The sequence below is a fragment of the Nonomuraea sp. NPDC050691 genome, assembly GCF_040654455.1.
Classification (GTDB): domain Bacteria; phylum Actinomycetota; class Actinomycetes; order Streptosporangiales; family Streptosporangiaceae; genus Nonomuraea.
The window spans coordinates 1-14,260 of sequence record NZ_JBFAIA010000201.1 but is presented as its reverse complement, the minus strand read 5'-3'; the positions used below and the strand labels follow the sequence as shown (position 1 = coordinate 14,260).

Annotated in this window: 11 protein-coding genes; 5 read left to right on the top strand and 6 right to left on the bottom strand. The window is 73.1% G+C overall.

The genetic code is table 11. The annotated features are described in order from the left end of the window. Positions 1-499: gamma-glutamyltransferase (locus tag AB0H81_RS39015; protein ID WP_358385604.1), on the bottom strand; the 499-nt coding region annotated here is incomplete at its 3' end. Positions 500-619: 120 nt separating this feature from the next. Further along, positions 620-2,353, bottom strand: coding sequence for an ABC transporter ATP-binding protein (locus AB0H81_RS39010; RefSeq protein WP_358385602.1), 1,734 nt, complete (start codon positions 2,351-2,353; stop codon positions 620-622). A gap of 90 nt (positions 2,354-2,443) precedes the next feature. Between AB0H81_RS39010 and AB0H81_RS39005 the strand changes: the two genes are divergently transcribed. Further along, positions 2,444-2,863 carry a MarR family transcriptional regulator gene (locus AB0H81_RS39005; RefSeq protein ID WP_358385599.1) on the top strand — a complete coding sequence of 140 codons (420 nt, stop codon included), beginning with the start codon at positions 2,444-2,446 and terminating at the stop codon, positions 2,861-2,863. A 13-nt stretch (positions 2,864-2,876) separates the two neighbouring features. Here AB0H81_RS39005 and AB0H81_RS39000 read toward each other — a convergent pair whose 3' ends face one another. Next, positions 2,877-4,070 carry a helix-turn-helix domain-containing protein gene (locus tag AB0H81_RS39000; protein WP_358385596.1) on the bottom strand — a complete coding sequence of 398 codons (1,194 nt, stop codon included), beginning with the start codon at positions 4,068-4,070 and terminating at the stop codon, positions 2,877-2,879. Positions 4,071-4,170: 100 nt separating this feature from the next. Between AB0H81_RS39000 and AB0H81_RS38995 the strand changes: the two genes are divergently transcribed. Beyond that, positions 4,171-6,273, top strand: coding sequence for a M6 family metalloprotease domain-containing protein (locus AB0H81_RS38995; protein WP_358385593.1), 2,103 nt, complete (start codon positions 4,171-4,173; stop codon positions 6,271-6,273). A 69-nt stretch (positions 6,274-6,342) separates the two neighbouring features. After that, positions 6,343-8,883: a tetratricopeptide repeat protein gene (locus tag AB0H81_RS38990; RefSeq protein WP_358385590.1), complete on the top strand. Its 2,541-nt coding sequence runs from the start codon at positions 6,343-6,345 to the stop codon at positions 8,881-8,883. Between the two features lie 70 nt (positions 8,884-8,953). Here the strand turns inward: AB0H81_RS38990 and AB0H81_RS38985 are convergent, their stop codons facing one another. Further along, positions 8,954-9,826, bottom strand: coding sequence for a hypothetical protein (locus tag AB0H81_RS38985; RefSeq protein ID WP_358385587.1), 873 nt, complete (start codon positions 9,824-9,826; stop codon positions 8,954-8,956). Between the two features lie 64 nt (positions 9,827-9,890). Between AB0H81_RS38985 and AB0H81_RS38980 the strand changes: the two genes are divergently transcribed. After that, a complete protein-coding gene (locus AB0H81_RS38980; protein WP_358385584.1) occupies positions 9,891-10,682 on the top strand; it encodes a tyrosine-protein phosphatase in 792 nt (263 codons plus the stop codon). Between the two features lie 18 nt (positions 10,683-10,700). On the opposite strand, the gene AB0H81_RS38975 is transcribed toward AB0H81_RS38980, so the two are convergent. Together AB0H81_RS38975 and AB0H81_RS38970 are read right to left on the bottom strand one after the other, a co-directional pair. Continuing rightward, positions 10,701-11,741: a Gfo/Idh/MocA family oxidoreductase gene (locus AB0H81_RS38975; protein ID WP_358385581.1), complete on the bottom strand. Its 1,041-nt coding sequence runs from the start codon at positions 11,739-11,741 to the stop codon at positions 10,701-10,703. Positions 11,742-11,802: 61 nt separating this feature from the next. Continuing rightward, positions 11,803-12,705: a PAC2 family protein gene (locus AB0H81_RS38970; protein ID WP_358385578.1), complete on the bottom strand. Its 903-nt coding sequence runs from the start codon at positions 12,703-12,705 to the stop codon at positions 11,803-11,805. A gap of 534 nt (positions 12,706-13,239) precedes the next feature. Between AB0H81_RS38970 and AB0H81_RS38965 the strand changes: the two genes are divergently transcribed. Next, positions 13,240-14,166 carry a hypothetical protein gene (locus AB0H81_RS38965; RefSeq protein WP_358385575.1) on the top strand — a complete coding sequence of 309 codons (927 nt, stop codon included), beginning with the start codon at positions 13,240-13,242 and terminating at the stop codon, positions 14,164-14,166. The last annotated feature ends 94 nt before the right edge of the window (positions 14,167-14,260 follow it).

Here is a 14,260-nt window from a genome sequence, read left to right as displayed (position 1 = left end):
CGGCGAAGTCGCCGCCGCCGGGCCGCTCCGCCGCGACCCGCGCGCCCGCCAGGAGCAGCGGCGACGCCGGGAACCCCTCGCTCGCCAGCCTGATCGCCGGCTCCAGCAGCGCGGCCAGGGGGAGCTTGCCGTGGCGCTCGTGCAGCGCGAGCCACCCGTCCACGCAGCCGGGAACGGGGACCGAGCGGATGTCGTGCAGGTGCGGCATGCGCTCGTGGCCCTCGGCGCGCAGCCGGTCGGGGTCGGCGCCCGAACCGGCGCGTCCGGAGGCGTTGAGCGCGGTCACCCCGCGGTAGGAGCCGCCGCCGTCGTGGACCAGGGCGAACAGGTCGCCGCCCAGCCCGCACATGTGGGGGGCGGTGACGGTGAGGACGGCGTTCGTGGCGATGGCGGCGTCGGCGGCCGAGCCGCCGCGGTCGAGCGCCGCCACCCCCGCCGCGGAGGCGAGGTGGTCGACGCTGCACACCATGCCGGATGTCGCGTATCGGGTGTCATGCACGCTTTCGACCTTACGGCCGGGCGCGCACCGGGCAAGGCCGGCGCTGGGGATTCCAAGGGAGTTCGCAGCCGGCCGCGATCGGAGGGCGGCGGGGCGGAGGCGCTTCAGACGGGTCCGGGTTCAGACGGGTTCGAGGGGGCGGTCGCGGCTCACCAGGGCCGCGTAGTGGCCGTCGAGGGCCAGCAGGTCCTCGTGCGTGCCGCGCTCGACGACCCGGCCGCCGTCCAGCACCACGATCTGGTCGGCGTCGCGCACGGTGGACAACCGGTGCGCGATGGTGATCGTCGTACGGCCCTCCGCCAGCGTGTCCAGCGCCTCCTGGACCGCCAGCTCGGTCTGCGTGTCCAGGGCGCTCGTCGCCTCGTCCAGCACCAGCACCGGCGGGTTGCGCAGCAGCGTGCGGGCGATCGCGAGACGCTGCTTCTCGCCTCCGGAGAAGCGGTAGCCGCGCTCGCCGACCAGCGTGTCGTAGCCGTCGGGCAGCGAGTCGATGTGGTCGTGGATGCGGGCGGCCCGCGCCGCGGCCCGCAGCTCCTCGTCGGTCGCGTCGGGTTTGGCGAAGCGCAGGTTGTCGGCGATGGAGGCGTGGAAGAGGTAGGTCTCCTGCGACACCACGCCGACCGTGTCGGCCAGCGTCTCGAAGGTGAGCTCGCGCACGTCCACGCCGTCGATGGTGACCCGGCCGGCGTCGACGTCGTACAGCCGCGGCAGGAGGTAGCCGAGCGTGGTCTTGCCCGACCCGGTCTCGCCGACGACGGCCAGGCTGGTGCCCGGCGGCACGGTGATGTCCACGTCCGCCAGCGCCGGGGCCTCGCCGTACGAGAAGGACACGTCCTCGTAGCGCACCTCGCCGCGCACGGACGGGAGCGTGCGGCCGCCCGGGTGGATGTCGACGGGCAGGTCGAGGTACTCGAAGATGCGGCCGAACAGCGCGAGGGAGCTCTGCACCTCCACACCGAGCCGCAGCAGCGACACCGCCGGCCGGAACAGGCTCACCTGGAGCGTCGTGAACGCCACCAGCGTGCCCACGGAGATCGCCCCCGTGTAGCCGACCGCCCAGTAGATGACGGCGGGCATCGCCGCCATGACGATCTGGATGGACGCCTGCCGCCACCGCCCGGCCATGCTGGAGCGCACGCCGAGGTCGGCCAGTTCGTCCGAGGCGGCGGAGAAGCGGCGGGTGAGCTCGGCCGAGCGGCCCATGGTGCGGCCCAGCAGGATGCCGCTGATCGACAGCGACTCCTGGACCATGGAGGAGATGACCGCGAGCTTGCGCTGGCGCTCGGAGGTGATGCGCCGGCGCTCGGCGCCGACGTGGCGGCTGATCCACACGAACACCGGCAGCAGCACGAGCGAGATCGCGGTCAGCCGCCAGTCGAGCGCGACCATGGCCACGATCGTGGCGATCACGGTGGTGAGGTTCGAGACGATCGAGGTGGCCGTGTTGGTGACCACGGACTGCATGCCGCCGATGTCGTTGGCGATGCGCGACTGCACCTCGCCGGTCCGCGTCCGGGTGAAGAAGGCCAGCGACATGCGCTGGAGGTGGGTGTACACCGAGGTGCGCAGGTCGTGCATGACGCGCTGGCCGACCGTGGTGGACACCAGCGTCTGGACCACGTCGAAGACGCTCGTGGTCACGGCGACGACGATCATGCCGAGGGCGAGCAGCGTGAGGAGGAGCGGGTCGCGGCGGGGGATGGCCACGTCCAGCACCTCGCGCAGCAGGAACGGCGAGGCCAGCGACACCAGCGACGACAGCAGGATGAGGGCGCCCACCAGGGCCAGCCGGCCGCGGTAGGCGCGGAAGAGCGTGACGACGCGCCGCAGCGGCGCGCGAGGTTCGTCTGCCAAGAAGACCCCTTCCGGAAGGTCCGCTCAATTTCGGATGTTCGCTCAAACAGAGGTTACCTCATATTTGTTCCCGCCTCTAAGCTGGTGGTCATGGACGACATGGAGCTGTCCGAGCTCTTGCACCTGGTCAGCCGTCGCTTGCGGCACGGCTGGAAGAACCGGCTGGAGCCGCTCGGGCTCAACCCCGGCCAGGCGCGGGCCCTGCGCGCGCTCGTCGACGCCGGCCGGCCCCTGCGGATGGTGCAGCTCGCCGACCAGCTCAGGATCGTGCCGCGCTCCGTGACACCCGTCATCGACACCCTGGAGGAGACGGGGCTGGTCCGCAGGAAGGTCGACCCGGCCAACCGCCGCTCGACCCTGGTCGTCATCACGGACTCCGGTCGCGAGGTGTACGAGCGTGCCCGCGAGGCCCGGCGGGAGGCGGGCCACGACCTCTTCGCGGTGCTCACGGAGGAGCAGCGCGACCAGCTCAAGGAACTGCTCGGGGCGGTGGAGGCCCAGTTCGGGTGATCCGGCCGCGCGATCAGCTTCCGGGACGCGGCGCCCTAGGGCGGTAGCGGCCGGACAGGCGGGCCAGCTTGAGGCTCAGGTGCAGGGCCAGCCGCTCGCCGCCGTCCTTGAGGTCGGTCCCGGCCAGCTCCTCCACGCGTTGCAGCCGGTAGTACAGGGAGGTGCGGTGCAGGCGCAGGGCCCGCGACGTGGCCACCGCGCTGCCCGCCAGGTCGAGGTACGCCTCCAGCGTCTCCAGCAGGGGGAGGTGCTGGTCGTCGTCGAGGAGCGGTTCGAGTCCGGGGTGCAGCTCGTGGTCCGGCAGGTGGGTGAGCATCCGGTAGACGCCGAGGCGGGTCCACTCCGCCGTACGGCCGGCGCCGGGCACCCGGGCGGCCACCTCGGCGGCATGCCGGGCCTCGGCGTACGAGGCGGCGGCCCCGTCGAGGCCCGGCCGCGGCCGCCCCACCCCGACCGTGACGGTGACGGGCATGGCGGCGTGCAGCTCCTCGGCGATCGCGAGCGCCACCGGCGGACCCGACTCCAGGGGACCGGCGGCGATCAGCAGGACGACGTGGTCGTGGCGTACCAGGTGCAGGGGATGGTGGCCGGTCAGCCGCCGCCGCAGCGTCAGCGCCCCCTGCTCCAGCGCCGCCCTGACCTCCTCGCCGGCGGGCGCGGTCACCGGGACGCGGGGGCGGGCGACCAGGGCCGTCACCGGCTGGGCGCGGGGGAAGGCGCCCGCCTCCACCAGGCGGCGGCCGGCCTCGTGCTCCCCCAGCATCAGCCCCGCCACCGCCTCCAGCTCGCGGTCCGCCGGCAGCCCCGCGGCCAGGCTCTCGTGCAGGAGCGTCAGGCCCAGGCCGGGAGCCGCCGCCGCGGCCTCGGCCAGCTGCGTCTCCGTCATGGGCGGCTCGGCGTCGATGAACCACAGGAACCCGAGCAGTCCGCCGTCGTGCCGCACCGGGACGCAGACCCGCGGCAGCAGCCCCAGATGGGCGGCGCCCGGAACGCGCAGAGGGCCGGTCGCCTCATGGATGCCGGCGGCGGCCAGCCATCGGCGGGCCTCCGGTGCGGCGCGGCGGCGCAGGATCGAGTCGCGGCGGACGTCGTCCATGGCGCCGGTCTGCTCGCTGTGCGCGACGACCCGGTGCAGCCGGTCCTCCACCAGCAGGGGATGGCCGAGACGCGCGGCGAGGTCGTCCACGCTCTGCTGGAGGGTCGCCACGGCTCACCTGGGCATTTCAACATATGTCGGAAGGATCCCTACGGGTCTTCCCTACAACTGCGCGATGATCTCTGTCAACATCGCCTATAGCGTCCCATCCGTGAACGCCCCGAAGAAGCTGTTACGAGGTCTCCTGACCGCCCTGGTGCTCGTACCGGTGAGCCTGATGGCGACCCCCGCTTCCGCCGCGCCCCCCTCCGACGACCCCGAGCTCCCCTGGCGCCGGGCCCACTGGCCCCAGACGCAGCCGTGGCAGCAGGACGGTCCCGACGTCCAGGAGCTGCGCTCCCGCCCCGCCGCCGACATCCCCCCGATCGACCCCCAGAACTGGGAGAACCCCGACCACATGACGTGGTCGGACTACAAGAAGGTCCCCGGCACCGCCTGGAACGACCCGGCGGCCAAGGGCTCCAAGCGCACCTTCAAGGGCGCCCTGGTGCTGCTCGACTACCCCAACCAGCCGTTCGTGGTCACCCAGCCCAAGGGCTCGACCATCTTCCAGAACCCGAGCGCCGAGGCCCACGACGTCCCCCGCGACCAGGTCGCGAAGTTCTACCAGGACTTCCTCAACACCCCGAACGCCCTCAACAAGGGCCACACCATCCACGAGTACTGGATGGAGGACTCCGGCGGGCGCATCGGCGTCGAGCTGACCGGCTTCGGCCCGTACACGATGCCCGGCAAGGACCACGAGTACGCCATGGAGTACCAGGCGGACGCGTGCCCGGCCGGCGACACCTGCACCCGCAACCTGCGCGCCGACGGCAACGCCGCCTGGCTGGCCGCGGTCGGCGAGGAGACCGCCAAGCAGTTCGACTTCGTCTTCTACCTCAGCGCCGGCCAGGACGAGTCGTCCACCTGGCAGGAGTTCGGGATGATGAAGTTCCCGACCAAGGACGCGGTGCCCGACGAGTGGGGCCCGCCGGACCCCGCCCTGCCCAACTGGTCCAAGACCCGCTACGTCGACTGGACGTCCTGGCAGTCCGGCTCGACGTTCTGGCCCAACGCCCGCTTCGGCGTCGACTCGGTCCAGGCCGAGAGCTCCGGCATGTCGGTCTACGCCCACGAGCTGAGCCACATCATGGGCGTCGCCGACAACTACAACAACCCGTACGGCACGCCGCTGCGCCGCGCGTACTCCGGCATCTGGGAGATGCTCAGCCGCGGCACGTTCAACGGCCCCGGCGGCCCGCACAGCCGCTGGCTGATCCCGCCGACCTCCGGCTCGTCCATGGGCGCCCAGCACATGCTGCGCAACAAGATCAAGCTGGAGATGGTCGACGACCGCAACGTGCTGAACCTGTCCCGCGACGCGCTCGCCGCATCGGGCCTGGTGACCGCCCGGGTGACGGCGCGCGCCGTGCGGCCCGGCCCGGACGGGCTCATGGGCCTGAACATCGCGTTCGGCAGCGGTGACAAGAGCCCCGCGTGTGACGTCAAGACCGACCCGCTGTGCGACGGCGGCGGCTACGACAACTACACCGTCGAGGTCGTCGACCGGATGGGCACCGACTCCTTCACCCCCGACTCGGGCGTGCTGCTGGCCAAGACCAAGGACCAGGACCGGGCCCCGTTCATCTGGGTGGTCGACGCCAACCCGCAGGACATCGGCATGACCGACTACGTGCTGCCCGACGGGACCAAGGTGCCGATCACCATGGGCGACTACCGGCAGCTGTCCGACGCCCTGTTCCACGCGGGGACCGGCTCGGGCAGCGAGTACGAGTTCGTGGACCAGGCCAACCGCCTGCACTTCTACGTCACCGACATCGAGCGGGACCGCAAGGGCCTGCTGTCGTACACGGTGGCGGTCCGCTCGCTCGACGGCGCCGGCCCGCAGAAGCGCGGCGTCCGGCTGCTGCCCGCCGCCGGGACCCCGTCCGGGCACAACGTGTCGCGCTGCTCGTTCCCGCTGCTCAACACCGGCAAGGCCGCGCCGGCGCAGGGGCAGCACCCCGAGGACGTCAGCGCCTACCTCGGCTCCGACGTCTACCGGCTCAAGGCGGAGGTCAAGGGCAAGGGCTGGACCGCCCAGCTGCCCAACGAGCTCGCCTCGGTCGCCTTCGGCAAGCGGGCCGGCGTGACCGTCAACGCGGTGCGCGCCTCCGGCGGCGACCGGCTGGCCACGGTCACGCTCACCGCCATCTCGGAGAGCGACCCGGCCAGGAAGGCCACCGCCACCTGCCACGTGATCGGCCTGTAGCCGGCCGGGGCACATCCGGGGGGTACGGCCGGGACCCGGCCGTACCCCCCGGCGTTCTCGCGGTACGACGTGAAGAGAGAGGTCTCGTTGACCGGGCAGCCGCCTGACAAGCCGGAGCCCCAGCGCCGCAGGATCCCCCTGGCCGCGCCCGTCGCGGCGGGGCTCGCCGCGGCGGCCGCCAGCATCCTGGCCGCCTCCCTCGAGTGGGAGATCCCGCCCCTCGCCAAGATCGGCGTGACGGCCGGAGCCGCGCTCCTCGTCGGCCTGACCACCTGGGCCACCACCGAGTCCAAGCCCAAGGCGCTGACCAGGGCCGACCCCGCCTCCCGCGCCCCCGACCAGTGGCCGCCCGTGCCGGAGCACTTCACCGGCCGCACCGAGGCGCTGGCCGAGCTGCGCGAGGTCTTCTCCGCCCGCCGCAAGTCGAGCGACGTCGTCCCGCCGCTCGTCGTGTCCGTGTACGGCAGGGGCGGCGTCGGCAAGTCCGCGCTCATGGCCCGCTTCGGCCAGGAGGTCGCCGGCTGGTTTCCCGACGGGCGGCTGCACGCGGACCTGCGCGGCGGCGCGGGCGCCCCGGTGCGGCCGGAGGAGGTGCTGATCGGGTTCCTGCGGGCGCTCGGCGTCCGCCTCACCACCGACCCCGGCGGCCTGGACGAGCTGCGCAGGCTCTGGCTCACCTGGACCAAGGGCCGGCGCATCCTCATCGGCCTCGACAACGCGCACAGCGCCGACCAGGTCAAGCCGCTCATCCCGGCCGAACCCGGATGCGCGGTGCTGGTCACCTCGCGCCAGCCGCTGTTCCTCAACGGCACGCACGACACGCGGCTCGGCGTGTTCAGCGAGGCGCAGGGCGTGGAGCTGCTGGCCCGGCTCGCGGGCAGCGCCCGCGTGGTGGACGACCTGGACGCGGCCAAGGAGATCGTCCGGCTGTGCGACCTCCTGCCGCTGGCGATCGGCATCTGCGGCGGGCGGCTGGCCACCCGAGAGCAGTGGACGCTGCGCGAGATGGCCAACCGGCTGGCCGACGAGCGCCGCATCCTCGACCAGCTCGAACTGGCGCCGACGGTCGACAAGAGCGTGCGCGCGTCCGTCCAGCTCAGCTACGACGACTGCACCGGCATGCAGCGCCGCCTGCTGCGGCTGCTGTCCGCGCTCACCTCGCCGGACGTGCCCGGCTGGGTGGCGGGCGAGCTGCTCGACATCTCGGGGCTCGACGGCGCCGACCAGCTCGAGGCGCTCATCGACGCCCAGCTCGCCGAGTGCTCCGGCACCGACCAGACCGGGACCATGCGCTACCGGCTGCACGACCTGGTTCGCGTCTTCGCCGCCGAGCCGGCCGCCGAGGAGGACGAGGGCCGGCGCCGCCACGCGGTCGAGCGCGTGCTGTCGGGCTACCGCCGCCGCGCGGAGTCCGCCGCCCAGGACCGCTGGCCGCAGGACTGGAGCAAGGGCGGCCGCCGCTCCAGCGCCGAGGGGCAGGTCCACGCCGGCGACTGGCTGAACGCCGAGCGGCTCAGCCTGGTCGCCCTCGTGAGCCTGGCCCGGGAGTACGAGCTGTGGGAGCTGACCTCGGGACTGGCCCGGGCGTTCTGCTCCCTCTGCCACTCCCTGCGCGCCTACTGGGCCGACTGGCGGGAGGTCGCCGAGCTGGGCTGCGAGGCGGCGCTGCGCTCCGGCGACCGGCGGGCGCTGGGCATCTCCCTGCTCGACCGCGCCGCCGTGCAGGGCGGGATCGGCGCCCACGAGCTGGGCCGCGCCGACGCCGAGCGGGCGCTGGAGCTGTTCACCGAGCTGGGCGAGACGTGGTGGGCGGCGCGAGCCCGGCGGACGATCGGCATGTCGCTGTTCTCCGACGGCCACCTCGACCGCGCGCAGGAGCACCTGACCGGCGCGATCGCCGCGTTCCGGGCCGAGGACGACCAGTGGTGGATGGCCCGCACCCAGCGCAACCTGGCCGAGCTGCGGCTGGCCGAGCGGCGCCCGGAGGAGGCCAGGGAACTGCTGGAGGACTCGCTGGCCGTCTTCGAGCACGCCGGCCACCGGTACTCCGAGGCGCAGACGCTGCGCGCGTACGGCGAGGTGCTGGCCGCCCAGGCGCGCGGCCTGCGCAAGGACGGCGAGCACCGGGCCGCGCTCGACGGGTTCACCAGGGCCGGCCACAGCCTGAGCCGGGCCGCCGAGATGTTCCGGCAGCGCGGCGAGCTGTGGGAGGAGGCGCGCTGCCTGCGCGCCGCGGGCGAGGTGGGCGACCCCGCCAACGGGCTGAGCGAGCTGGAGTTCGTCCGGCGGGCCGAGGAGATCCTGGCTGCGCTCGGCGACTCGTGGGGCGTGGCCCGCACCGCCCTGTCCGCCGGGCGGGCGCTGGCCCGGCTGGGCCGCATCGAGGAGTCGGAGCGGGAGCTGCGCCGGGCCGTGGAGGCGTTCCAGGAGCTGGACGACCGGTGGTGGATGGCGCTCAGCCTCCGCTACCTCGGCGAGGCGCACCTCGACGCCGGGGGCGCGCGGGCCGCGGTGGGGCCGCTGCGCGAGGCGCGCGAGATCTACCGCAGCCTCGGCAACGAGGCCGGCATGCGCCGCACCCTGGAGCTCCTGCGCCGCGCGGAGAGCTGACCCCGGGCAGGCCGTCCCGCGGGTCCTCCCCGGCGAGCGCTCAGCTGAGCGGCGTCCTCCCGGGAGGCGCTCAGGTGAGCGGGGTCCGCAGGAGCTCGCCCGCGGTGCGGCGCGCCTGCAGGACGCTCTCCTCGAACAGCCGCCGCACCTGCCACGCCTGCTCGCCCAGCTCCCTGATGTGCCGGTGCGCCAGGTCGTCGCGGACGGTGTCGGCGACCAGCCGCTGGTAGTCGGGCGTGCGCGCGGCCAGCGTCTCCAGCCGCTGGTGCGCGTGGTACACCTGGTCGGCGCGCGTCACCTGCCGCGCGTACTCCTCCAGGTGCCGCACCCGCTTCGACAGCGACGTCCACGCCGCGTCCAGGGCCGTCGTGTACGGACGGAACGCGTCCTCCAGGCCCGAGGGCAGGACGCGCGGGACGAGCCTGCGGTGCTCGGAGTGCATGGCCGACAGCCGCGCCAGCCGCTGGGCGATCTGCCACACCTCCTCCGGCAGCGTCACCTGGTTGTCGATGGTGTCGATGAACCCCGCCCGGTGCACCGCCGAGGACAGGACGGCGTCCACCGCGTCCTGGGCGCGGCGCAGCAGCCGCTGGCACGGGTAGTCGAGGTCCTCGGGCAGCACGTAGTGCGCGGCGTACTGGCGCGCCAGCCGCAGCCGCTGCCGGACGTCGCGCTGGTCCGCCGCCGCGGTGGCGTATCTGAGCAACGCGATCAGACCGATGACGCCCGCGACGATCGCCGCGCCGGTGAAGCGGCCCACGAGGTAGGCCAGCATGACGACCCAGGGAATGAGGAAGAGCAGGACGCGACTGCCCGACGCCTTGGGCTCCGTGCCGGTACGGGCCATGCGGAGGAACTGCGGCCCCGACCACAGCCGGGCCCAGACGTCCCGCGGCAGTGCTGGATCGATCACGACCCGGGGAGGCAGAGCGCGTGGATCCATACGTTCATGCTGCGTTATGAACCTCGAATCCGCTGAAGATTGGCGGACATATAGGGTCTAAGCGATGAACGCGATGACGAGATGGATCGACCTGGAAGGCGCCGTCAACGTCCGCGACCTGGGCGGACTGCCCACCGTCGACGGAGGCGTCACCCGCTACGGCCGGATCTTGCGGTCGGACAACCTCCAAGGGCTCACGCACCGCGACGTGTCGCGTCTCGTGGGTGAGCTCAAGCTACGGCACGTCGTGGACCTCCGCTCGACGGCCGAGGTCACCCTGGAAGGCCCGGGCCCGCTGGCCCGGGTGCCGGAGGTGACCCACCACCATCTGACGCTGTTCGCCGAGGGCGGCAGGCACACCGACGTCGAGGCCGACACCATCGACGCCGACAAGGTGCTGCCCTGGCAGGAGCGCCAGCTGGACGAGGACCTGCGGATGACCGGGTTCTACTACGGCTACCTGCGCGACCGGCCCGACTCGGTGGTGGCGGCGCTGCGGGCCATGACGCTGGACGACGGCGCGGCCGTGGTCCACTGCGCCGCCGGCAAGGACCGCACCGGCGTGCTGTCGGCGCTGGCGCTGGAGGCGGCGGGCGTCACCCGGCAGGCGATCGTCGAGGACTACGTGGCGACGGGCGAGCGGCTGGAGCCGGTGCTGCGGCGGCTGCGGTCCAGCAGCACGTACCGCGACGACCTGGACTCGCGCCCCGCCGACGACCACATGCCGCGCCCCCGTTACATCCAGCAGTTCCTGTCGGTGCTGGACGAGCGGTTCGGCGGGCCGATGGGCTGGCTGGGGGCGCACGGCTGGACGGCCCAGGACACCGAGGCCATGCGGGCCCGGCTGCGCGACTGAACCGCTGCCGGCGGGTGGCTAGGGAAGGGTGACGACCGTCCGCCCGGCCGCCGAGCGGCGGGCCGCCTCCAGGACGGCCAGCGCGCCGGCCACGCTCTCGGGCGTGACCGGCGGCGGCGCCCCCTCGCGCAGGCACGCCGCGACGCCCCGGTAGAAGTCGAGGTAGGCGCCGGGCAGCGTGGGCACGATCCCCTGCCGCTCGGCGTCGCCGAGGGTGCCCCACCGCTCCTCGGGCTCCTCGCCGAACCCCGGCGAGTCCGGCGCCATGCCCGCCCGCAGCCGTTCCTCCTGAACGTCAAGGCCGTCCTTCACGTACGCGGCCAGCGAGCCGAGCACCCGGAACCGGGGGCCGGGCCGGGCGGCCAGCGCGCTCGCCCACAGGTGCGACGTGGTGCCGCCGGCGTGGGTGAGGGCGAGGAAGGTGTCGTCGTCGCCGGAGACGCCCGCGCGCCGCACGTCGCTCTCGGCGTAGACCTCGCGCACCGGGCCGAAGAGCTCGATCGCCTGGTCGACGAGGTGGCTGCCGAGGTCGTAGAGCAGGCCGCCGATCTCCTCCTCGCCGCCGGTCTCGCGCCAGCCGCCCTTGGGCCGGGGCCGCCAGCGCTCGAAGCGCGACTCGAAGCGGTGCACCTCGCCGAGGGCGCCGCCCTTCACCAGCTCCCGCACGGTGAGGTAGTCGCCGTCCCAGCGGCGGTTCTGGAACACGGTCAGCAGGAGACCGCGCTCGTCCGCCAGCGCGGCGAGCTCGCGGGCCTCGGCGGCGGTGCGGGCGAGCGGCTTGTCGACGACGACCGGCTTGCCGCGCGTGAGCGCCTCGGTGGCGAGCGGCACGTGGGTGCGGTTGGGGGAGGCGACGACGACGAGGTCGCACAGGTCCCACAGCTCGCCGGCGGAGGGCACGGCGCGCGCGCCGTAACGGGCGGAGGCGTCGGCGGCGCGGCCGGCGTCGCGGGTCACCACCGCCGCCAGCGTCAGCCCCTCGGCGGCGTGGATCAGGGGCGCGTGGAAGTACGCGCCCGCCGTGCCGTAACCGATCAGGCCGACCCGGATGTCGCTCATCGGGCCAGCCTAACGGGTGGGCGCGGGCCTCCTCGCGGACTCCTCGCCCTGCCCGAGCGCGTCAATCGTCGTCGCGTTCGGCCAGGAAGCGCTCGAACTGGGCGGCCAGCTCGTCGCCCGTGGGCATCTGCGCCGTCTCGGCCATGAGGTTCTCGCGGTCCGCGCCGCCGGCGAACGCGTCGTACTGCTGCTCCAGCCCGGAGATGGCGGTCGACAGCTCCGTGGACGCCTGGATCTGCTCCTCGATCTCGGCCGTGGTGCGCCGCGCGGCCTCGCGCAGAGCGTCCATGGGGAAGACCAGTCCGGTGCCCCGGGTCACGGCCTCCAGCGCGGTCACCGCGGCCTGCGGGTACTCGGCCTGCGCCAAGTAGTGGGGGACGTGGACCGCGTAGCCGAGCGCGTCGTGGCCCTCGGCGCCCAGGCGGTACTCGATGAGCGCGGCGGTGCTGCCCGGCACCTGGACCCGGCCGAACGTGCTGGTCTGGTCGGCGTTGAGCAGCTCGGGCCGACTGGCGTGCGTGGTGATGCCGAGCGGACGGGTGTGCGGGACGGCCATCGGGATGCCGTGGACGGTGACGAGCCTGCTGACGCCCAGCCGCTCGACCAACGTGCCCACGGCCCGGGTGAACAGCTCCCACTCACGGTCCGGCTCCGGGCCGTTCATCACGAGGAACGGCACGCCGGTCGCGTCCGTCACCGCGTACACGGCCAGCTCGGGCATCTCGCAGGACACCCACCGGTCGGTGTCGAACGTCATGACCGGGCGGCGGGAGCGGTAGTCGAGCAGGCGGTCCACGTCGAACCGGGCCACCACCTGGTGCTCCAGCCCGTCGAGCACGTGGGCCAGCGCGAGCCGCCCGGCGCCTCCCGCGTCCACGAAGCCCTCGAAGTGGTAGAGCAGCACCGGGTCGGCCGGCTCCGGCACGTCGTCGGCGAGCTTGTAGAGATCCGTCGGGTCGAACACGGTTGGACAGCCTTTCCCTAGCTACTCTCACGTGAAACCTACGGCGAGCCGGAACGATTCCGTGCACGGCACCCTATCGAGGCAGAACGGGATACATGGACGGGGATGCGAAGCGCGAAGGGTTGGCCGCGAAGCCGTTCGTCCTGGCCAGGGCGGGGAAGGCCGAGACGCCGCGCGCCACGGGGAAGCCGGGGCCCCCGCGGGCCGGCTGACGGCGAAGGTGACAGTTTGCGGTGCCGGCGGCCCATGACGGTCACGCCGCGACCGTGCGCGTGCGCTCCTCGACGCCAAGGCCGGGCGCCCGACCGTGGGGGATGCGGACCGCATGTTCGCACACGACGAATTTCGCGAATGGTTCCGTCAAATGGGCGAATAGTGCGAAATAGCACTAAATATCCGAAAATGGCGCGGAAGTTATCTCCTGTGGTTTTTCGGACTGTCCCTCGTCATGCTGTATGAGTGGTTACTTCTGCGCATCCCTTCACGAGGCGACCCCTCCGCATCCCCCCGCTGCCATGCCCGTTCCCCGACGAGGTGAACGCGCACGCCGCAGAGGTCGACGCGGAGAGCCACGCCTGGCTGGCCGCCTCCAGCATGCTCGCCGGCGCCGACACGATCGAGCACTTCCGGCGCTCCCAGATCGGCCTGCTGGCCGCACGGACAAACCCGTCCGTCTCCCGTGACAACCTCCGCCTGATCAACGACTGGTACAACTGGTTATTCGCGTTCGACGACGCCTTCTGCGAGAGCGAGCTCATGGGACGCCGGGCCTCCGCACTGGCCCGCGCCCTGCCGCCGCTCCTGGAGATCATCGACGGGCGCAGGAAGCCCGATCCCGGCGACCCGTTCGGGGTCGCCCTCGACGAGCTGCTCCACCGCCTGTCCGGCATCGCCACCCCCGCCCAGGTGGACCGCTGGCGCATCACGGTGAAGGAGTACCTGTTCGCCCAGATCTGGGAGGCGGCCAACCGGGAGGTCGACCTCATCCCCACACCCGACGACTACATCCTGATGCGCCGCATCACCGGCGCCACCTTCACCTGCTTCGCGCTCATCGACGTGGGCGGCGGCTACCGGCTCGAAGCGGAGGAGTGGCACCATCCGGACGTGCGCGCCCTGTCGGACCTCGCGTGCGACCTCATCGGCTGGGACAACGACCTGCTGTCCTACGCCAAGGAGCGCGGCCGCGACAAGGCCCGGCACAACCTCGTCACGGTGCTGGCCACCCACCGCGCCCTCACCCTCCAGGAGGCCCTGGAGGAGGTGGCGCGCATGCACGAGGCCGCGATCACCGCGTTCATCGCGCGGCGCGCGGCCCTGGAGCAGTGGGCGTCGCTGCCGGTGCACAGGTACGTGCGCGGCCTGGAGAACTGGGTGCGGGGGCACGTCGAGTTCTCCCTGGGCAGCGCCCGTTATGTGCACGCCTGGCCCGCGGACACCCGCTGGCCGCGTGCCATCTGACGCGGGGGGGGCGCGCGGGCCCCCCCCCGAGAGGGGGTGGGGGTGGGCGACCCCCCCCCCCCGCCGCGCCGCCGCCGCCTGGTCGAGCGGGCGG